Origin of the sequence: Brevibacterium sp. XM4083, assembly GCF_006489205.2 — a bacterium.
GTDB lineage: Bacteria > Actinomycetota > Actinomycetes > Actinomycetales > Brevibacteriaceae > Brevibacterium.
Window position 1 is genome coordinate 45,700 of record NZ_VFYR02000005.1, and the last position, 20,317, is coordinate 66,016.

Sequence of the window (20,317 nt, forward strand, 5' to 3'; positions counted from 1 at the left end):
TGCGCCGGCAGCGTGCTCATCGCCAGCATCACTATATCGTCCCCGCCTGGGGCCGCGATCTGAGACACGGCCGCGTCCGCGCTGACCAGGGACTAGCCTCACCCCATGACGATGCCCGCGCCCAGCCGACAGGCCTGGGTCATCCTCGTCGTCGGAGTGCTCGCACAGATGGCGGCGACCGTGGCGATCACCGGTCCCGCATTCCTCATCCCGTACCTCCACACCGAGCTCGGCTACTCGCTCACGCGCGCCGGGACCGTCGGGGTCGCCCCGAGCTTCGGACTCATCCTCACGCTCATCGCCTGGGGTGCGTTCGCCGACCGGTTCGGTGAGCGGCTCGCGATGACGCTCGGTCTCGGACTCACCGCGCTCGCTTCCGCCGCGGCCGTCCCGCTCTCCGCGTCGCCGGCCTGGCTCATCGTCACCGTTGCCCTCGCCGGGGCCGCGGCGGCCTCGGTGAACTCGGCGAGCGGACGCGTCGTCATCGGCTGGTTTCCCCGGCATCGGCGCGGCCTCGCCATGGGCATCCGCCAGATGTCACAGCCCTTGGGCACGAGCGTCGCCGCCCTCGCCGTCCCGCCGCTCGCCGCGGCCGGCGGCATCACGGCCTACCTCTGGTTCACCGCCGCCGTCACCGCGGTGCTGACGATCGTCACCGTCGTCCTCGTCCGGAACCCTCCCCGCGCCGAGGCGGCCCGTCCACCCAGCGCACCGGAGCACGGAGACCCAGGCACCGCCTCGGCGATGAATCCCTATCGCTCCGACGGGTTCCTCTGGCGCATCCACACGGTCTCCGCCCTCCTCGTCGTCCCGCAGTTCGCGTTCTCGACCTACGGGCTCATCTGGCTCATCGCCAACCAGGGAGTGCCTGCCGCGGTCGCCGGCGGGATCGTCGCGGCCGCGCAGATCATCGGCGCGCTCGGTCGCCTCATCATCGGCGCCGCCTCCGACGCCCTCGGCTCTCGGGTCGCGCTCATCCGCCTCGTCGCCGTCGCCGCCTGCGTCCTCACTCTCGCCGTCGCCCTCATCTCGCTCACCCCGCTGCCCCTCGTCGCCGCGCTCGTCTTCGTCCTCGCCTCGTCGGTATCGGTGGCCGACAACGGACTCGCCTTCGCCTCGGTGGCCGAGGCCGCGGGGCCGCGCTGGTCGGGGAAAGCGCTCGGGGCGCAGAACACGGGGCAGTTCGCGGTCTCGGCGCTCGTCGGACCCGGACTCGGGGCGCTCATCACCGCCTTCGGGTACCCGTGGGCCTTCGTCATCGTCGCCGCCGCACCGCTGATCGGCGCGGCCCTGGTTCCGAAACACGACGTCGATCGCATAACCTGATGTTCACCTCGCACCAGTACCGTCCGAGACGCCGGGGTCGTGACCGGGTCACGACACCTTCCCCCACACCGGCAGCTGAGCAGTGAAGGAGTCTTCGTGTCCATCCTCCCGAACGAGAACCTGCGTGAGTACATCGACAAGCTCAGGGTCGAAGGCTACACGGTCGCCGACAGCCACACGACCGACCCGCAGCTCATCGACCCGATGGGACGGGCGGTCGAGACGTGGCGCGAGGGCTACCCGTATCCGGAGCTGATGAACCGGGAGGAATACGAACTCGAGAAGTACCGGCTCCAGGTCGAACTGCTGAAGTTCCAGTACTGGGGCCAGGACACTGGAGCGAAGCACGTCATCGTCTTCGAAGGCCGCGACGCCGCCGGCAAGGGCGGGACGATCAAGCGCTTCACTGAACACCTCAACCCGCGTGCGGCCCGCGTCGTCGCCCTCAACAAGCCCTCCGACCGGGAGGCCGGGCAGTGGTACTTCCAGCGCTACATCAGCCATCTGCCGACGAACGGCGAGATCGTCATGTTCGACCGGTCGTGGTACAACCGGGCCAATGTCGAACGCGTCATGGACTTCTGCACAGACGACGAGTACGAGCGGTTCATGGAGCAGGCTCCCGTGTTCGAGAAGATGCTCATCGACTCCGGCGTCCACGTCACGAAGTTCTGGTTCTCCGTCACCCAGCGCGAGCAGCGCACCCGCTTCGCGATCCGCCAGATCGATCCGGTCCGGCGGTGGAAGCTCTCGCCGATGGACCTCGAATCACTGGGACGCTGGGACGACTACACGTTCGCGAAGGAGGAGACCTTCCGCCGCACGGACACCGACCACGCCCCGTGGATCACGATCAAGAGCAATGACAAGAAGCGCGCCCGCCTCAACGCGATGCGCTACTTCCTCAACCAGTTCGACTACGCGGGCAAGGACACCTCGATCGTCTACGAACCGGATCCGCTCATCGTCCGCCGCGGTCGCGACGCCGTCGACGACTGAGCACAGTCGGCCCCCGTGCGCTGCACGGGGGCCGGTGTCGTTCTCAGGCGGGCATCTCAGGAGGTCCGTCGTCGGAGGATTCGCCGGTGAGGACCTCATCGACGTCGACGAGGCCGTCGTCATCGGCCGTGCTGTCAGGTGCGTCGGCGCGGTGCTCGCCCGTCGTGCCGTCGGTGCCCGCTGCGCTGCCGCGCACGGTGTTGCCGTCCTCGTCGGTCGACACCTGCGGTGCCTTCGTCACCGCAGCCGCAGGCTCCGAGCTCTTGTCGGGGCTTGTGTCGGGGCTTGAGGTCTCATCGGGCGGGGTGGTCTCGGAGCTCATGAGCATGTCCTTTCTGCAGAGGTGCGGTGAGCGCGGTGCTCACCGCTGGGGTCCAGGGTGCCTCGGCGGTCACGGGGTCGGCTGGCCGCCGTTGACGTTGAGGGTCTCACCGACGACGTAGCTCGACTCCGGGGACGTGAGGAACACGTAGGCGGGCGCCACCTCGGTGGGCTGACCGGCCCGCCCGAGAGCGGTGTCCTTGCCGAACTCGGGCAGCGCGTCCTTCGGCTGTCCGTCGGAGACCTGCAGCGGGGTCCAGAACGGTCCCGGAGCGACGGCGTTGACCCGGATGCCGCGGGGTGCGAGCTGCTGGGCGAGGCCTTTCGAGAAGTTGTTGATCGCGGCCTTCGTCGATGCATAGTCGAGGAGGTGGGCCGAGGGGCTGTACGCCTGCACCGAGGTGGTGTTGACGATCGTCGATCCCGGGGCCAGCACCTCGGCGGAGGCCTTGCTGATGTGGAAGATCGCAGCGATGTTCGTCTGGAACGTCTTCGCCCACTGCTCGTCGGTGAGATCGGCGATCGCCTCGACGGAGATCTGCCGGCCTGCGTTGTTGACAACGGCATCAAGCCCGCCGAGGGCGTCGGCGGCGTCTCTGACGAGGTGCGCGCAGAACTGCGGGTCGGTGAGATCGCCGGGGAAGAGGTGGACCGCGCGTCCGGTCGCCTCGATGACGCGCTTGACCTCGTCGGCGTCAGGCTGCTCCTCGGACAGGTAGTTGAGCGCGACATCAGCCCCCTCGCGGGCGAAGGCGATCGCGATCGCCGCCCCGAGGCCGGAGTCGCCTCCCGTGATGAGAGCTCTGCGTCCCTCGAGCCGACCCGTTCCGCGATACGAGTCCTCACCGCGATCGGTCTGGGGTTCGAGGTCGCGATCGAGGCCGGGCTCGGGCTGGTCCTGCCGGGGAGGGGTGATGCTGGGATAGCGGGTGACGGGGTTCTGGAACGTCAGCTGATCGGTATCATTCGCCATGGTCGAGGCTCCTTCGATCGGTGCCGGGTTTCAGGCATGGTGCCTTGTCATCGACGTTACTCAGACCAGACCGCCCGTGCAAGCGGGAGGGGAGGTTCGCCGGGGACTCACACCTGATGCCCACGGCGCGATGCGGAACGGCGCGGATCAGCCGCCTCGGCGAGGTGGGGAGGAGGAGAAAGTGCGCGGCCGGGTGGAAGGGGAAAGACCACCCGGCCGGAACCGTGGAGCGCGTGCGCGCAGAGAGCCGCTGACTCAGATGCGGTCGGCGGACTCGCGCTGGGCCTTCTTCGCGGCCTTGCGCTTCTTGTGACCGGCGAAGCTGAAGAGGAAGAGGATGATGGTGAGGAGGAGGAAGATCCCGCCCGCGCCGATGCCAGCGTCCACCCAGAACTGGGGCGGGAAGAGGCGGATGAGGGAGTCGTCGGCGTAGAACTCCCACGTCCCGTCGGCGAAGAAGACGCGGTGGAAACCGCGGAAGAAGCTCTCCCAGCCCAGCAGCGCGACGACGGCGAGGCCGGCCATCGCGATGAAGCTGAAGATCGCGCCGAGGCGGAACCCGATGCGCATGCCCATCCCGTTCCTGCGCGAGAGGTAGAGGGAGAAGAGGACCGTGCCGATGAAGCCGACGATCGCGATGAGGTAGAGGAGGGAGATGAGGCCTTTGACGTCGGCCATGTGGTCGAGCTCGGAGGAGATGAAGACGGGTTCGCCGTTGGGCATGACGACATCGGCGAGGTAGCGGCGAGAGTCGAGGTTGTGAAGGTAGTCGATGACGTACGTGCCGTAGTGCTCGCGGTCGGCGGAGCCGAAGCCGAACTGATCGGCCGGGAAGCCGGGGCGGAAGTACTCGAACTTGAGGAACATCCCCGAGGCGATCGCGCGCACGGAGAGCGCGAGGAGCATGAACGGCACGGACAGGGCGATCCAGATCGTGCCGATGATGTCGAGGGGGTTCCGGCGGCGTTCGGGGTACTCCGGTTCGTGCGTGTCGGTTGACGTCGCGGCCTTCGTCACCGCCGCCCAGTCCTCCTCGCTCATCACCGAGGGGCGGGAAGCGCTCCCCGGGGCCGTCGCGGCCGCACCGTTGGCGGGGACCTCGCGGGTGCGGGCGGTCTCCTGCGGCGCATTCGAGTGCGCGGGTGCCACACGCACCGGACCGGTCGACGGGCGGGGCTCCTCCTTGAGGATGGGATCCTTGATCGGATCGAACGCCTCGGTGTCGGTCGACGGGTCGTTCGCGGCCTCGAGCGGTGCCGAGGACTTATCGGCAGCACTCGTCGACCCTGAGCTCATGCGCCTGCTCAGGAGGTCTTCGGTCTCGTTCTTCTCGTCTCCAGCCACGCTCCCATTGTCAGTGACAGGGTGCGCCGAGCCCGGGAGGACACGCCACGGACCCCGATATCGCCGAGGCGGCCGGCCCTCACCCGAGGAGGGCGCGCTTCACCCGAGGAGGGCGGCGACGATGACGAGGGCCGGCACGGCAAGGACCGTGGTGATGAAGACGGCGTCGCGCATGAGCGCCTCGGACTGGCGGTACTGCATCGCGTAGATGTAGACGTTCTGCGCGGTCGGCAGGGCGGAGGTGACGACGATGGCGAACAGGTCGATGCCCGTATAGCCCAGCAGGGGTCCGCCGATCGCCCACGCGATGACCGGCTGGGCGACGAGTTTGCCGACGGTGATGTAGCTCAGCTGCGAACGCGTGCCCTTGACCGGCAGCGCCCACCCGTCCTTGAGCGAGATGCCGAACGCGAGCAGCGCACCGGGCACCGCCGTCGCCCCGATCATGTCGATCGGCTCGAAGACGAATCGCGGAAGCTCGAAGCCCGTCGCCGAGGCGGCCACGCCTGCCGCCGCTCCGAGCAGGATCGGGTTCTTCGCGACCTGGAGGATCGTCGAGTACCAATGGGTGTCGTGTTTCTTCTTGCCCGCTCCGTCGAGGACGGTCATGCCGATCGGGGCGAGGACGATGAGCTGGAAGAGCAGGACGGGCGCGACATAGCCGACGTCGTGGAGGACGTAGGCGGCGATCGGGATCCCGAGGTTGCCGATGTTGACGTAGCTGACCGCCCACGCGGAGAACATCGCCTCGCCGGTGCTGCGCTTGCGCACCCAGCGGGTCAGGGCGAAGAGGAGGAACCCGACGATGATCGCCGACCCGCCGGTGGCGAGCAGCGCCGTGTTGAAGATCAGCCCGAGGTCGGTCTGGGAGACCGTGACGTAGAGCAGCGTCGGGGTGCCCGCGTAGAAGACGAGCTTCGCAATGACCTGCTGTCCGCTGGGCCCGAGGACTCCGGAGCGCCCGAGGAGGAACCCGACGAGGATGACCCCCGCGATGACGGCGAAGCCTTCGAATACGGCCAGCATGGGCTACCGGTGATCCTCGTTTCGGTGAGTCGTCGGGTCAGTCCTTCGCCGGGGCCGCATCGACGGCGAAGTGGGCGGCTGCGGCACTCGCGGCGGTCACGGTGAAGACGGCAGGCCAGGCCCCGATCTTCTTCGCCAGGGGGTGCGAGAGGCCGAACCCGCCGAGGTAGGCGAGGCTGAGGGCAGTCGCCGTGGGCCAGCCGCGCTTGACGTACCACGTGCGCGCGGCATACGCGCCGGCGGCGGCGAGGACGACCCCGCCGAGGGGGCGGATCCCGGTCTCGCGGGCGGTGAGGAACCCGCCGATGAGGCCGAGGCCGACGAGTGGGGCAGTGGAGACTTCCTGGGCATCCTTCATGCCCCCAGTCTAGGGAGGCCCGTCCTGACTCGGGACGGCGGTCTCACGACGAGGAACGTCGAGGTCGGAGCGGCGGAGGAGGTCGGCGGAGCGGAGAGGTCCGGATCGCCGCGACCGAATGGAGGCGAACCGGGATCCCTCAGCCGAAGGTCAGCTCGATCACCGAGGCGATGCCGAGGGCGGCGATGAGACAGACGGAGACGGTGATGGAGATGACCGCCCACGGTGTCGGCTGACCGCGTTCGGCGCGGATCGATCCGGCACCGATGCGATAGCGGTCGGCCTGCATGGCGATCGCCGCGATGGCGAGTCCGAGGCAGAGGACGAAGACGGAGACGGAGACGACGGGGAAGATCGTGATCCAGCGGATGAAGAGGAGGCTGACGACGGTCATCGTCAGGCTCGTCCGCAGCCACGACTGGGTCGTCCGCTCCGGCTGCAGACCCGGATCCTCGTGCGGCATATACCGCGTGGACTTCGACGGGGTCACAGCACCCCGGAGAAGACGAGGACGAGGAGACCGGCACCGAGCGCCGAGGCGAGACTGACGATGGGGATGATGAGCGGCAGCGGCAGCGACTCCTTGCGCCGCATCGCCGACTCGATGCGGAACCAGCGGAACGCGGCGCCGGCGGCGAGGACGAATCCGATGGCCATGAGCACGATCGACAGCGTCGCGCGCAGCCCGGGGGAGAAGATCGCCCCGGTGAACGCCTCGACGGCGATGCCGCCGCCGATGAACGCCAGCGACGTGCGGATCCAGGAGAGGAACGTCCGCTCGTTCGCGAGCGTGAACCGCGGGTCGGGGTCCTCCCCATCGGGGAACATCCGCTGGGCGAGCCTGCTGCGCGTGTCGTCGTGTGCCACGTCTTTGAGAATACATGCGCGCCGCGCTGCCGGGCCGTCACCGTTCACACTGTGATTCGCCGGTGACCACCGTCGGCGGTCGCAGGCGGTGGTCACCGTTCTGTGTCAGTGGCGCCGGATACGCTCCCCACATGACGGACAACCAGCAGTTGGACGAGCGGATCGGGCGCATCACCCGCACGCCATTCCGCTCGCGCTTCCACCTCCGCGACTCCGAAGTCGACTACATCGCCGCACGCGACATGGACACGATGAAGCGGCACGCAGAGGACTTCATCGCCGCCCGCCTGGCCCCGCGCAACCCGCCGCGCGACGGCAAGCAGACCCCGTGGAAGGGCCACCCCGTATTCCTCGCCCAGCACGCCACGGCGACGTGCTGCCGCACCTGTCTGCAGTCCACCCACGGCATCACCGCCGGACATGCGCTCACCGCCGCCGAGCAGTCCGAGGTCGTCGCCGTCATCTGCCGGTGGATCGAACTCGAGCTCGCCGCTGCCCCCGCCCGACGGTCTGCGCCGGCACCGCCGACCGCAGTGCCGAGGAGATCGCGGAGGGCGGTGATGCAACCCGCTCTCTTCTGATCCGTCACCTGAAGTCTCTGCACCTGTGTCCCATCCTGTGAGGCGGCGTGCGGAGGAGTGCGCGGGCTGTCGTAGCATGAACGCAGACCCTGCCGACCGAACCGGTGACGTTCGTGTCGGCAGCGCCGGAGACGACGAAGGAGACGTATGACCGACGGATCGAGCCAACCGCCAGCACCGCCGCAGGACTCCGGTCACGGCACCGTCGGTGAGGCCGAGGGCAGACCGAAGTGGAAGGTCATCGGCCCGGGCCTCGTCGTTGCCGCCACCGGTGTCGGCGCCGCCGACATGGTCGCTACGCTCGTCGCCGGCAGTCGGTACGGCTATGCGCTGCTGTGGGCCGTCATCGTCGGCGTCCTCCTCAAGATCATCCTCGTCGAAGGCGCCGGACGCTACACCCTGGCCACCGGCAAGACGATCTTCGAGGGCTGGCGGTCACTGGGCCGGTGGACGACCTGGTACTTCGGCCCCTACATCATCATCTGGGGCTTCGTCTACGGTGCGACGGCGATGAGCTCGGCGGCCCTGCCGCTGGCCGCGCTCTTCCCCATGGTGCCGCTGACGGTGTGGGCCGTCCTCATGGGGCTCGCCGGCTTCACGATGGTGTGGCTGGGCAGGTACACGGTGTTCGAGAGGATCACCGCGGTCCTTGTCGGGATCATGTTCGTCACCGTCGTCGGCCTCGCCGTCATCGCCGTGCCCAATGTGCCGGAGATGCTGCGCGGCCTCATCCCGCTCATCCCCGACGGCGGGGTCGTCTACACGCTCGCGCTCGCCGGTGGCGTCGGCGGCACGATCACCCTGGCCGCCTACGGGTACTGGCTGCGGGAGAAGGGGTGGATCACGCCGAAGTGGATGCGCGTGATGCGCATCGACAACACGATGGCCTACGTCATGACTGGCATCTTCGTCATCGCGATGCTCATCGTCGGCGCCGAGGTGGTCCGCTCCGCCGGTGTCGCCCTCTCCGCCGGAGACGAGGGACTCCTCGACCTCACCGATGTCCTCAAAGCCCGCTACGGCGACGTCGTCGGCGTCGGCTTCCTCATCGGATTCTGGGCGGCGTCGTTCTCCTCGATCATCGGAGTGTGGAACGGCGTCTCGCTGATGTTCGCCGACTTCTGGGGCCACATGCGCAAGAAGCCCGCCGGGCACCCGGACACACTGACCGGCGGCAAGTACTTCAAGTTCTACCTCCTGTGGCTGACGTTCCCGCCGATGATCCTCTTCCTCCTCGACCGGCCGATCGGGCTCATTCTCACCTACGGCGTGCTCGGGGCGCTGTTCATGCCGTTCCTCGCTCTCACCCTCCTCGGCCTCCTCAACGGCAAGCGCGTGCCGAAGGAATGGGCGAACCGGTGGCACACGAACCTCGCGCTCGGGATCACCGCACTTCTCTTCCTCATCCTCGGCGTCCAACAGCTCATCGATGCCCTCTCCCCGCTGTGGAGCTGAGATGCGGTTGTGAGGTGCGGCTGCGCTGACGCGGCCGGCCCGGTCGATCACCGGCTGCGCTGAGGGAGGATCGGCGGACGATAAGCTGGGAGGTGAGATGGCAGACGAGAACTCGGCAGCACCCGAGCAGCAGAACACCTCCCGGACCGACGAGCGCCGGACCGATGAGCGCACTCCCGGCGAGCGCCGGACCGATGAGCGCACTCCCGGCGAGCGGTCCCGCGGCAGAAGAGGATCCCGCCGAGGCGGCTCAGCGAAGCGCCGCGGCCGCCGGGGAATGACCGGAGCCGAGCACCGTGAGCGCCGTGCCCGCCTGCGGGAGGCGCGGGCCGCCCACTCCGTGGCGGTGACGTACCCGGAGGAACTGCCGGTCAGCGCCGCGAAGGATGAGATCGCCGCGGCGATCCGCGACAACCAGGTCGTCATCATCGCCGGTGAGACCGGGTCGGGCAAGACGACGCAGCTGCCGAAGATCTGCCTCGACCTCGGCCTCGGAATCGAGGGCATGATCGGCCACACCCAGCCGCGGCGCATTGCCGCGCGCACCGTGGCCGAACGCATCGCCGAAGAACTGGGCGAGGACCTCGGGGGCACCGTCGGCTATCAGGTGCGGTTCACCGCGCAGGTCGCCGACGAGACCCGGATCAAGGTGATGACCGACGGCATCCTCCTCTCCGAGCTCTCCCGCGACAAGCTGCTGCGTGACTACGAGGTCATCATCATCGACGAGGCGCACGAACGCAGCCTCAACATCGACTTCCTCCTCGGCTACCTCAAAGAGGTGCGCCGGCAGCGGCCCGATCTCAAGATCATCATCACCTCGGCGACGATCGACCCCGAATCCTTCTCGAAGCACTTCGACGACGCCCCGATCATCGAGGTCGAAGGCCGGACGTATCCGGTCGAGGTCCGCTACCGGCCGCTGACCGACGACACCGCCGACGATGACGTCGATGGCCCCGGCGAATCCGGGGACTACGAGACCGGGGTCGAGGACCAGATCGACGGCATCATCGCCGCGGTCGATGAGCTGGGCGCCGAAGAGCCGGGAGACATCCTCGTGTTCCTCTCCGGAGAGCGCGAGATCCGCGACACCGCCGACGCCCTCGAGGCGCACGTGCGGAAGAACCCGAGGATGCGCCAGTGGGAGGTCATCCCGCTCTTCGCCCGGCTCTCGGCCGGTGAGCAGCAGAAGGTCTTCCGCCCGCATTCGCGTCCCCGCATCGTCCTCGCCACGAACGTCGCCGAGACCTCTCTGACGGTACCGGGCATCAAGTACGTCATCGACGTCGGCACCGCCCGCATCTCCCGCTACTCCAACCGGACCCGCGTCCAGCGGCTGCCGATCGAGCGGATCTCGCAGGCCAGCGCGAACCAGCGCAAGGGCCGCTCCGGGCGGACGAGCGAGGGCATCACGATCCGTCTCTACTCGGAGGCCGATTTCGAGTCGCGGCCGGAGTTCACCGACCCTGAGATCCTGCGGACCAACTTAGCCAGCGTCATCCTCCAGATGGCCGACCTCGGGTTCGCCTCGTCCGACGAGGAGATCCTCGGCTTCCCGTTCCTCACCCCGCCCGACGCCAAGGCGGTCCGTGACGGGCGCACGCTCCTCGCCGAACTCGGGGCGCTGACGAGTGACAAGTCGGGCGCCATCACGGTGACCCCGACCGGCAGGAAGCTCTCCGTCCTCCCCATCGACCCGAGGCTCGCGCGGATGGTCATCGCCGGTGCGGAGGCCGGGGTCGGGGGAGAGGTCCTCGTCATCGTCGCGGCCCTGTCGATCCAGGATCCGCGCGAGCGCCCCACCGAGGTGCGGGCCGCCGCCGATGAGAAGCACGCTCGGTTCGTCCACCGCGGCAGCGACTTCCTCTCCTACCTCAACCTGTGGAACTACCTCGAGGACGCGCAGGCGTCGATGTCGTCGTCGAAGTTCCGCCGGCAGATGAAGGCCGAGTTCCTCAACTTCGTCCGGATCCGCGAATGGCAGGACCTCGTCGGCCAGCTCCGCTCCCTGCTCGGGTCCGCGGGCATCCGGGTCGACCGTCCGACCTGGCGTCAGGGCGACGCCGAGGCGGCTGCCGGCGGTGCCGATGACCGCGGCAGCCGTGCCGGGCGAGACGGCGGCGGACACCAGGGGGCGAACCGCCGTGGTCAGGGCCGCGGGCAGGGGGCGGTCGCCTCGGCGAGGTCATCGTCTGAGAACCGGATCGGATTCGCCGAACTCACGGCGGCGAAGAAGCAGGCGAAGAAGGCCCGCGGGGGAGTCGACCCGGGCCGCGGAGCCGACGCCGCGGCGATGAAGCTCGACCCGCGGGCCGTGGCGATCCACCGCGCGCTGCTCACCGGGCTGCTGTCGATGATCGGGTCGCGCTCGGAGAAGCACAAGGACTACCAGGGGGCGCGCGGCACGCGGTTCGCGATCTTCCCCGGATCGGGACTGTTCAAGGTCAACCCCGACTTCGTCATGGCCGCCGAGCTTGTCGAGACCTCGCGGCTGTGGGCGCGCACGGTGGCGGCGATCGACCCCGACTGGGTCATCGACGCCGCCGGCGACCTCGTGACCCGGCAGCATTCGGAACCGCACTGGTCGCGGACGGCGGGGGCGGCGATGGTGCACGAGAAGATCGCGCTCTTCGGCGTCACGCTTGCCAGCGACAGACGGGTCGGCTACGGCACGATCGACGCGGCCGCGGCCAGGGACATGCTCATCCGCAACGGCCTCATCGACGGTGACTGGCGGGAGCGCTTCGGTTTCCTCGACCACAATGCCGCCGTCGTCGAGGAGGCCGAGGAACTCGCCTCGCGGACCCGGAACCGTCGGGTCCTCGATCAGGACGACGCCCTCTTCGACTTCTACGATGCCAGGATCCCCGCCACCGTCACCTCGGTGGCGGACCTCCGGTCGTGGTGGAAGGGGCAGAAGCGGCGCGATCCGCACCTGCTCGACCTCACGACCGCGGTGCTGCTCAGCGACGACAGCGAGTCGCTGACCGCCTCGGTGGCGGAGGACTATCCCATGGAATGGGAGCTCGCCGATGGGACGGCGGCGAAGCTGCGCTACTCGTTCGACCCCGGATCGACGGAGGACGGGGTCACCGTCGAGATCCCGGCAGCCGCGGTCCCGCTCGTCGATCCCGACGAGTTCAGCTGGCAGGTGCCGGGTCTGCGCGAGGAGCTCGTCGCCGCCTACATCCGGTCGCTGCCGAAGAACAAGCGGCGCTACTTCGTTCCCGCCCCGGACGTGGCGCGGGAGATCCTGCCCGCCCTCACCCCGTATCAGGGAAGTCTTCCCGAGGTGCTCGCCGCCCACCTCAGTGACCGCGCGGGCGGCGGGGGCCTCCAGGACCTCGTGCCGATCACCGTGTCGGCCGACGACTTCGATCGGGAGCGGATTCCCGCGCACCTGCGCATCCGCTTCCGCCTCGTCGACGGGACGAGGACCGTCGGCCTCGGTGAGGATCTCAGCGTCCTGACGAAGAGTGCGAAGCCGCAGGTGAAGAAGGCACGCGTGAAGGCCTCGGCATTCACCGAGAAGCGGGGACTGACCTCGTGGAGCGTCGGGCAGCTGGCCGATCCGGACACTGCCGAGGCCGGTGTCGTGCCCGGACTCGCCGATCGGGGCGAGAGCGTCGATCTTGTCGCCTTCGACACCGCGGTGCAGGCGCGGTTGGCCAGCCGGGAGGCCGTCATCACCCTGCTCAGCCTGGGCGCGGGTGAGGCGCTGAAGTATCTGCGCGAGGGGCTGACGACGGAGGAGAAGCTCGTCCTCGCGGGGCATCAGAAGCGCTCCGATGAGCTGCTCGCCGCCATCGTGCGCGCCGGCGTGCGCGGCATCGTCGAGTCCGAGCTCGGACCTGCCGAGACGTCGTGGGTCGGCGATGAGGCGGCATTCTCGCAGCTTCGGACTGCGGTGAATGCGCAGATCACCGAGGTGACGGCGACATTGCTGCCTGCGGTCGTCACGGCGCTGCGCCGCGCCACCGAGCTCGAGAAGCTCATGTCGTCGGCGTCGTCCCTGACGATCCTCGCCAATCTCGCCGATGTCCAGGCGTGGAGCGGATCACGGGTCAGTGCGGCGGCGATCGCGGCGATGACACCGGCGATGGTGAGCGCTCTGCCGCGGTGGGTCGAGGCGGAGAAGGTCCGCATCGGCGCCATGCAGGACTCACCGATGCGCGACCGTCAGCTCATGGATCGGGTGACCGGCAGCGCCGAGGCGGTGGCGAAGAAGCTCGCGGCCCGTTTCCCGGGACTGGGATCCGAGTCGTGGGACCGCTGGCTGGTCGCGGTGCCGAGTGAGTGGCGAACGGTGCTCGTCCAGCTCGAGGAGCTGCGTGTCAGCCTCTACGCGAACGGGTTGGGCACTCCGCAGCCGGTCTCTGAGAAGCGCATCGCGAAGGCCCTGGCCCTCCTGTAACGGGCCGCCGGTATCGCCTCGGTGCCCTCGACCCATCTCGCACGTGGAGTCGCATGCACACCGCGGGCACGGGGTGCAGGTCGCGCCGCGGCGAGGTCCCGGACCTACATCGGGGCGGGGTTGCCGCTGAAGAATCCGGCGAACAGCCACCACAGGGGTAGCGCCGCGGCGACGAGCAGCGCCGCAGCCGCCCAGGAGATCCGCCAGCGCCACGTGCGGCGGCGCGAACCGATGAAGAGGAACGCGATCCACAGCAGCACGCAGAGGGCACCCGAGAGGCTGAGGAAGACGATTCCGATGGTGTTCCACCCCGTGGTGCCGAGATCGAACATGTACTTCGCGATCTGCGCGATCCACAGGGAGAAGATCACCGCCAGCGCGAGCAGCGGGACCCCGAGGACGCCGGCGATGATGAGCGGGGAGGCTCTCAGCCACCGCTCCTTCGGCTCCGACCGGCCGGCATAGTCAACGTATTCCTCAGTCATCGCCCCTCAGCCTAAGCGGACTCTTCGAAAGGAGCCTGAGATCGCGGTCGACTGTGACTGATCGGACAGGGACTCCCGGCTCGATCGGCGGTAGGATATTTTGGTGACTTCTGGCCAATATTCTGACAAAGAGATCCGCACGCAGGCGGCGCGTCGCCGCACCTTCGCGGTGATCTCACACCCGGACGCCGGCAAATCGACGACCACCGAGGCGCTCGCCCTCCACGCGAAGGCGATCGGTCAGGCCGGAGCCACCCACGGTAAGGCGGGCCGCCGCGCGACCGTCTCCGACTGGATGCAGATGGAGCAGGACCGCGGAATCTCGATCTCCTCGGCCGCCCTCCAGTTCGAGTACCGCGACGCGGTCTTCAATCTCGTCGACACCCCCGGCCACGCGGACTTCTCCGAGGACACCTACCGCGTGCTCTCCGCCGTCGACTGCGCGGTCATGCTCATCGACGCCGCGAAGGGCCTCGAATCGCAGACGATGAAGCTCTTCGAAGTCTGCGCCCACCGCAACATCCCGATCATCACCGTCGTCAACAAATGGGACCGCCCGGGCCTCGACCCGCTCGCCCTCATGGACGAGGTGCACGAGCGCACCGGCCTCCTGCCGACGCCGATGACCTGGCCGGTCGGCCATTCCGGTGACTTCCGCGGCGTCCTCGACCGCGTCACTGGCGAGTACACGAAGTACACGCGCACCGACGGCGGTGCGACGATCGCCGGTGAGGAGACGCTGTCGGCAGAGGCCGCCGCTGAGCTCGAAGGCGATGCGTGGACGACGGCGGTCGACGAATCCGACCTCCTCGACATGGAGGACCAGAACCACGACCAGGCGACGTTCCTCGCCGGCAGGTCGACGCCGGTGATGTTCGCCTCGGCGGTGCTCAACTTCGGCATCCACAAGCTCCTCGACATGCTCGTCGACCTCGCCCCGGCCGCCGAGGCGCGCGAGGACAAGGACGACAACCCCCGGGACGTCGACGCTCCCTTCTCCGGGTTCGTCTTCAAGGTGCAGGCCGGGATGGACTCCAACCACCGCGACCGTCTCGCCTACATCCGGGTCTGCTCGGGCGTGTTCGAACGCGGCAGCGTGCTCACGCACTCAGCCACCGGCAAGCCGTTCGCGACGAAGTACGCGCAGCAGGTCTTCGGCCGTGACCGCGACGTCGTCGATGAAGCGTTCCCCGGTGATGTCGTCGGCCTCGTCAATGCCAGCGCGCTGCGCGTCGGCGATTCGCTCTACCTCGACAAGAAGGTCGAGTTCCCCGGCATCCCGACGTTCTCGCCCGAGCACTTCATGGTCATCCGCGCCAAGGACTCCTCGAAGTACAAGCAGTTCCGGCGCGGCATCGAACAGCTCGACCACGAAGGAGTCATCCAGGTGCTGCGCTCTGACCTGCGCGGGGACCAGGCACCGGTCCTCGGGGCCGTCGGTCCGATGCAGTTCGAAGTCGCCGAGGACCGGATGAACAACGAGTTCAACGCCCCGTGCTCGCTCGAACGCCTCAACTTCTCCCTCGCCCGGCGGACGACTCCCGAGTGCGTGCCGACCCTGGCCAGGGAACGCAACGTCGAGGTGCTCAGCCGCTCCGACGGCGAGCTGCTCGCGCTGTTCTCCGACCGCTGGCGCCTGCAGGGAGTGGAGAAGAACCACCCCGACCTCGTGCTCGAACCGCTCGTCGTCAGCTGACGAGGCCCCGGCGCGGACGGGTGCTCCGCGGTTTTGACGTGATCACTAAGATGGATATTCGGGTTCGCGCGCACGCGCAGCAGCCCGGACTGCGGGGAGACCCGAGAGGACAGAAGGAGAGTTCGTGGGAACGAAGAAGATTCGAGTCGCCATCGCCGGTCTCGGCAACTGTGCGTCGTCGCTGATCCAGGGTGTTGAGTACTACCGGGATGCTGCCCCCGGCACGAAGGTTCCCGGACTCATGCACGTGGAGTTCGGCGACTACCACGTCGGTGATCTCGAATTCGTCGCCGCGTTCGACGTCGACGGCAAGAAGGTCGGCACGGACATCGCCGAGGCGATCACCGCGAGTGAGAACAACACGATCACCATCGCCGAGGTGCCCCCGACCGGTGTGACCGTCCAGCGCGGTCCCACGCTCGACGGTCTCGGCCAGTACTACCGCGAGACGATCGTCGAGTCCGACACCGACCCCGTCGACGTCGCCCAGGCCCTGCGCGACGCCGAGGTCGACGTCCTCGTCTGCTACCTGCCCGTCGGTTCCCAGGACGCCACCGAGTACTACGCGCAGGCCGCGATCGACGCGAAGGTCGCCTTCGTCAACGCCCTGCCCGTGTTCATCGCCGGGACGAAGGAATGGGACGAGAAGTTCCGGGCCGCCGGGGTCCCCATCGTCGGTGACGACATCAAGTCCCAGATCGGTGCGACGATCACCCACCGCGTCATGGCGAAGCTCTTCGAGGATCGCGGCGTCGTCCTCGACCGGACCTACCAGCTCAACGTCGGCGGCAACATGGACTTCAAGAACATGCTCGAACGCCAGCGCCTCGAGTCGAAGAAGATCTCGAAGACCCAGGCTGTGACCTCGAACACCCACGCCGAGCTCTCCGCCCGCGACGTCCACATCGGCCCCAGCGACTATGTCGAATGGCTCGATGACCGCAAGTGGGCGTTCGTCCGACTCGAGGGCCGCAACTTCGGCGACGCCCCCGTCTCCCTCGAATACAAGCTCGAGGTCTGGGACTCCCCGAACTCCGCCGGCGTCATCATCGACGCTGTGCGCGCCGCGAAGATCGGCCTCGACCGCGGTGTCGGCGGTGCCCTGATCTCCGCGTCCTCGTACTTCATGAAGTCCCCGCCGGAGCAGAAGAACGACGACGCGGCGCACGAGGCCGTCGAAGCCTTCATCCGCGGAGACAGCGAACGCTGACCGTCCCCGCGCCGAACGCGACCTGCCGCACAGATGCCGGTCACCCCGACAGGGTGGCCGGCATCTGTGCATCCAGTCCGGCCGCACCATCGCCGGGTCATCCTGCCGCACGTCACATGACGGGCAGTCCTCATCGCGACCGGTCCGGCAGCCGGCCGAATCCTGGTATCTTGTCTCAGTGACTGCGCTCACAGGATGACACGATCCGCCGGGTGACGCAGTCGGCCGCAGAGCACCGAGGTGCCCGGCGGCGCACCGCCGACCCGACCCAGGAGACACCATGTCGACGAGAACAGCCGACACCGACACCCAGGCGCAGAACCCCGACCGACTGAGCTGGCTGATGCGCGTGCTCGTCGTCATCGAGAAGGCCGGCAACAAGCTGCCGCATCCCTTCTGGCTCTTCCTCTCCCTCGCCGTCATCGTCATGATCCTCTCGGCGATCTTCTCGGCCACCGGACTCAGCGCCGTCAACCCGGCCACGGGGGAGACGGTGTCGGTGACGAACCTCTTCACGACCGAATCCCTGCGGGAGATCGTCGGCGGGGCCGTGATGAACTTCGTGACGTTCCCGCCCCTCGGGCTCGTCATCATCGTCCTCCTCGGCGTCGCCGTGGCCGAACAGTCCGGTCTCATCCCGGCGATGCTGCGCGGCACGATCGCCGGGGCCTCGCCGAAGTGGATCACCTTCATCGTCGCCCTCGCCGGCACCGCCTCGTCGATCGCCTCCGACGCCTCGTACATGATCATGATCCCGCTCGGCGGGCTCGCGTTCCGGGCCGTGGGCCGCAACCCGCTCCTCGGCTGCATCGTCGCCTACGCGGCGACCTCCGGCGGGTACTCGGCGGCACCGATGGTCAACGCGATGGACACCGTCCTCGGTGGTCTCTCCACCTCGGCGGCGCAGATCATCGACCCCGACTACGTCGTCAGCCCCGTCGCGAACTTCTACTTCAACTTCGTCTCGATGTTCGTCGTCGCCGGTGCCATCACCCTCGTCACCGAACTCCTCCTGTCCAAGCGCGCCGACGCGATGGTCCTCGACGAACCCGACGAGGACGATCCGGAGGTCTTCGACGTCAAGATGGCCCTCGACGCCAAGGAGAAGCGCGGCGTCCTCTTCGCCGTCATCACGATCGTCGTCTGCGCGGTCGTCCTCTTCCTCCTTGCCCTGCCCGCCGATTCGTTCCTCCGTGACGACGCCGGCGGCTTCGGCCCCGAATCCGGACTCATGGCCGGCATCGCCGCGATCATCGGCTTCGGCTTCTTCATCGTCGGCATCGTCTACGGGTACGCGACCGGGTCGATCACGAAGATCTCCGACATCCCCGACATGATGGGCAAGGGGCTGCTGCCGTTCGTGCCCGTCATCGTCCTCTTCTTCGCCGCCAGCCAGTTCCTCGCGCTGTTCAAGATGTCGAGCCTCGGCGAGATCCTCGCGATCCGAGGCGCGGACCTCTTCGGCTCGCTCGAGACGAGCACTTTCGTCATCCTGCTCGGCGGCTGGCTGCTCGTCGCCCTCGGCGCGCTCTTCCTCACCTCCGGGTCGGGTCTGTGGACGCTCATGGCCCCGGTCCTCGTGCCGATGTTCATGCTCCTGTCGATCTCCCCGGAGACGACGCAGGCGCTCTACCGGATCGGCGATTCGACGACGAACATCATCTCCCCGATGTCGCCGTACTTCGTCGTCGTCCTCGGCTTCATCCAGCGGTACAAGAAGGACGCGGGCATCGGCACGCTGCTGTCGTTCACGATCCCGCTCTCGTTCACGATGTTCCTCTTCTGGGGTCTGCTCTTCTTCATCTGGTGGTTCACCGGCATCCCGTGGGGCCCCGGCGCGGCCCTGCACTACTCGATGAACTGAGCCCCCACCTCGCCGAGGCGGTCCACCGCTGGCCTGGGCACGCCGGGGACGGCCCGGTCCCGTCCCCGGCGGCGGAATACCCGGGCAGGCAGAAGTGTTGCAATCATGCAACGCTCTGTCCCCGGACCCCGCAGTCCTCAGTGGTCGTCCAGGTGGCCCGGCTAGACTGAGACGCGACGTTCGACTCGCACGACCGCGAGACCACTGCTCAGATCGAAAGGAACTCGACCGTGAGTAACCCCATGATGGACCGCACCATCAGAGAAGGCGTCCAAGCCGGACGCAACCAGCAGCCGGTCATGTCCGACCAGCAGCTCAACGACCTGTTCAACCAGCCGGCAGCGCAGGAGCGCAACACCGGTCGTCCCGTCGACGACCGGGCGATGACGTATGACGACGTCATGATGAAGACGGGCATCCTCTTCGCGATTCTCCTCGCCGGCGCCGTCCTCGGATGGTTCGTGCCCGTGCTCGCCTTCCCGGCGATGCTCATCGGCCTCGTCCTCGGTCTCGTCAACGCGTTCAAGCGCGAACCGAACAAGGGCCTCATCATCGGCTACGCCGCCTTCCAGGGCGTCTTCCTCGGCGGCATCTCCGCGATCTTCGAAGCCCAGTGGGACGGCATCGTCCTCCAGGCCGTGCTCGCGACGCTGTCCGTCTTCGGCGTCATGCTCGCCCTCTTCAAGTTCAAGGGTGTGCGCTACGGCTCGAAGATGATGAAGTTCATGCTCATCGCCGTCGGCGGTTACGCGGTATTCTCGCTCATCAACTTCGGCTTCGCGCTCTTCACCGGCACCGGCGGCGCCCGATCGATCGAGGTCTTCGGCATCCCGCTGGGCATCGTCATCGGCATCGTCGCGACCGTGCTCGCCGCGATGACCTTGATCATGGACTTCCAGATGATCGAGGAAGGCGTCAAGCAGCGCATCCCCGAGCGCTTCTCGTGGCTGTGCGCGTTCTCGCTCATGACCACGCTCGTCTGGCTCTACATCGAAATCCTGCGCCTCCTCTCCTACTTCAGGAACTGAGGCCTGCGCGCCGAATCCGGCGCGTAGGATGAGGACATGAACGACACGACGGCGGACCTCGACACCGAGGTCCGCCGTCTGCGTGTCCGCATCATCGGACTCACCCCCACCCAGCTCGCGCAGGTCGGGGAGTCCGCGGCGGGGACGCGGAGGCAGACCATCGCCGAGGCGCTCGCGGAGTTCTCGCGGATCGGCTCGGCGGGCCGCCCGGTGCCCGACATCGGCGACCACAGTCTCGCCGACCAGGTCGTCGTCCTCATCGACACCGGCATCGCCGCCGCGAAGGCCCTGCCGCCCGCACAGGGGCAGGAGATGCTCGAGCGTCTCCACACCGCCGCCGTCGACCTCCGTCGGAACCTGGCCTAGA

Annotated in this window: 18 protein-coding genes; 10 read left to right on the forward strand and 8 right to left on the reverse strand. The window is 68.0% G+C overall.

Translation table 11 applies throughout. The features are described 5' to 3' along the window. The first annotated feature begins 105 nt into the window (after nucleotides 1–105). A complete protein-coding gene (locus tag FJ887_RS15440; RefSeq protein WP_140955576.1) occupies nucleotides 106–1,326 on the forward strand; it encodes an MFS transporter in 1,221 nt (406 codons plus the stop codon). A gap of 96 nt (nucleotides 1,327–1,422) precedes the next feature. Then, entirely contained in the window at nucleotides 1,423–2,325 is a 903-nt protein-coding gene (gene ppk2, locus FJ887_RS15445) for a polyphosphate kinase 2 (RefSeq protein WP_137824258.1), read from the forward strand. Nucleotides 2,326–2,368: 43 nt separating this feature from the next. Here the strand turns inward: ppk2 and FJ887_RS15450 are convergent, their stop codons facing one another. The 7 genes from FJ887_RS15450 to FJ887_RS15480 form a co-directional block, all read right to left on the reverse strand. Further along, nucleotides 2,369–2,647 (reverse strand): hypothetical protein, encoded by a 279-nt coding sequence (locus FJ887_RS15450; protein ID WP_140955577.1) that lies wholly within the window; start codon nucleotides 2,645–2,647, stop codon nucleotides 2,369–2,371. 69 nt (nucleotides 2,648–2,716) lie between these two features. Then, nucleotides 2,717–3,619, reverse strand: coding sequence for an SDR family oxidoreductase (locus FJ887_RS15455; RefSeq protein WP_137824256.1), 903 nt, complete (start codon nucleotides 3,617–3,619; stop codon nucleotides 2,717–2,719). Nucleotides 3,620–3,874: 255 nt separating this feature from the next. Next, complete coding sequence (locus FJ887_RS15460) at nucleotides 3,875–4,963, reverse strand: TIGR01906 family membrane protein (protein WP_249356416.1); 1,089 nt, start codon at nucleotides 4,961–4,963, stop codon at nucleotides 3,875–3,877. A 99-nt stretch (nucleotides 4,964–5,062) separates the two neighbouring features. Beyond that, a complete protein-coding gene (locus FJ887_RS15465) occupies nucleotides 5,063–5,989 on the reverse strand; it encodes an AEC family transporter (protein ID WP_137824255.1) in 927 nt (308 codons plus the stop codon). A 37-nt stretch (nucleotides 5,990–6,026) separates the two neighbouring features. After that, nucleotides 6,027–6,347: a hypothetical protein gene (locus FJ887_RS15470; protein ID WP_140955578.1), complete on the reverse strand. Its 321-nt coding sequence runs from the start codon at nucleotides 6,345–6,347 to the stop codon at nucleotides 6,027–6,029. 139 nt (nucleotides 6,348–6,486) lie between these two features. Next, nucleotides 6,487–6,810 (reverse strand): DUF202 domain-containing protein, encoded by a 324-nt coding sequence (locus FJ887_RS15475; protein ID WP_137824253.1) that lies wholly within the window; start codon nucleotides 6,808–6,810, stop codon nucleotides 6,487–6,489. 23 nt (nucleotides 6,811–6,833) lie between these two features. Then, on the reverse strand, nucleotides 6,834–7,214 hold the full coding sequence (locus tag FJ887_RS15480) for a YidH family protein (protein WP_137824252.1): 381 nt from the start codon (nucleotides 7,212–7,214) through the stop codon (nucleotides 6,834–6,836). Between the two features lie 131 nt (nucleotides 7,215–7,345). Between FJ887_RS15480 and FJ887_RS15485 the strand changes: the two genes are divergently transcribed. The 3 genes from FJ887_RS15485 (at nucleotide 7,346) to hrpA (ending at nucleotide 13,667) form a co-directional block, all read left to right on the forward strand. Continuing rightward, entirely contained in the window at nucleotides 7,346–7,795 is a 450-nt protein-coding gene (locus tag FJ887_RS15485; protein WP_137824251.1) for a DUF4186 domain-containing protein, read from the forward strand. 147 nt (nucleotides 7,796–7,942) lie between these two features. Next, nucleotides 7,943–9,250 (forward strand): Nramp family divalent metal transporter, encoded by a 1,308-nt coding sequence (locus FJ887_RS15490; RefSeq protein ID WP_140955579.1) that lies wholly within the window; start codon nucleotides 7,943–7,945, stop codon nucleotides 9,248–9,250. Nucleotides 9,251–9,347: 97 nt separating this feature from the next. Then, nucleotides 9,348–13,667 carry an ATP-dependent RNA helicase HrpA gene (gene hrpA / locus FJ887_RS15495; protein ID WP_140955580.1) on the forward strand — a complete coding sequence of 1,440 codons (4,320 nt, stop codon included), beginning with the start codon at nucleotides 9,348–9,350 and terminating at the stop codon, nucleotides 13,665–13,667. A 104-nt stretch (nucleotides 13,668–13,771) separates the two neighbouring features. Here hrpA and FJ887_RS15500 read toward each other — a convergent pair whose 3' ends face one another. Further along, nucleotides 13,772–14,152 (reverse strand): hypothetical protein, encoded by a 381-nt coding sequence (locus tag FJ887_RS15500; RefSeq protein ID WP_140955581.1) that lies wholly within the window; start codon nucleotides 14,150–14,152, stop codon nucleotides 13,772–13,774. A 103-nt stretch (nucleotides 14,153–14,255) separates the two neighbouring features. Here FJ887_RS15500 and FJ887_RS15505 point away from each other — a divergent pair, with 103 nt between their 5' ends. From FJ887_RS15505 to FJ887_RS15525, 5 genes are all read left to right on the forward strand, one after another. Continuing rightward, complete coding sequence (locus tag FJ887_RS15505; RefSeq protein WP_140955582.1) at nucleotides 14,256–15,848, forward strand: peptide chain release factor 3; 1,593 nt, start codon at nucleotides 14,256–14,258, stop codon at nucleotides 15,846–15,848. Nucleotides 15,849–15,972: 124 nt separating this feature from the next. Continuing rightward, a complete protein-coding gene (locus FJ887_RS15510) occupies nucleotides 15,973–17,058 on the forward strand; it encodes an inositol-3-phosphate synthase (protein WP_137824246.1) in 1,086 nt (361 codons plus the stop codon). A gap of 280 nt (nucleotides 17,059–17,338) precedes the next feature. Beyond that, nucleotides 17,339–18,922: an AbgT family transporter gene (locus FJ887_RS15515; RefSeq protein WP_137824245.1), complete on the forward strand. Its 1,584-nt coding sequence runs from the start codon at nucleotides 17,339–17,341 to the stop codon at nucleotides 18,920–18,922. 242 nt (nucleotides 18,923–19,164) lie between these two features. Further along, entirely contained in the window at nucleotides 19,165–19,950 is a 786-nt protein-coding gene (locus FJ887_RS15520) for a Bax inhibitor-1/YccA family protein (RefSeq protein WP_137824279.1), read from the forward strand. A gap of 36 nt (nucleotides 19,951–19,986) precedes the next feature. After that, nucleotides 19,987–20,316 (forward strand): hypothetical protein, encoded by a 330-nt coding sequence (locus FJ887_RS15525; RefSeq protein ID WP_137824244.1) that lies wholly within the window; start codon nucleotides 19,987–19,989, stop codon nucleotides 20,314–20,316. Nucleotide 20,317: the final 1 nt, after the last annotated feature.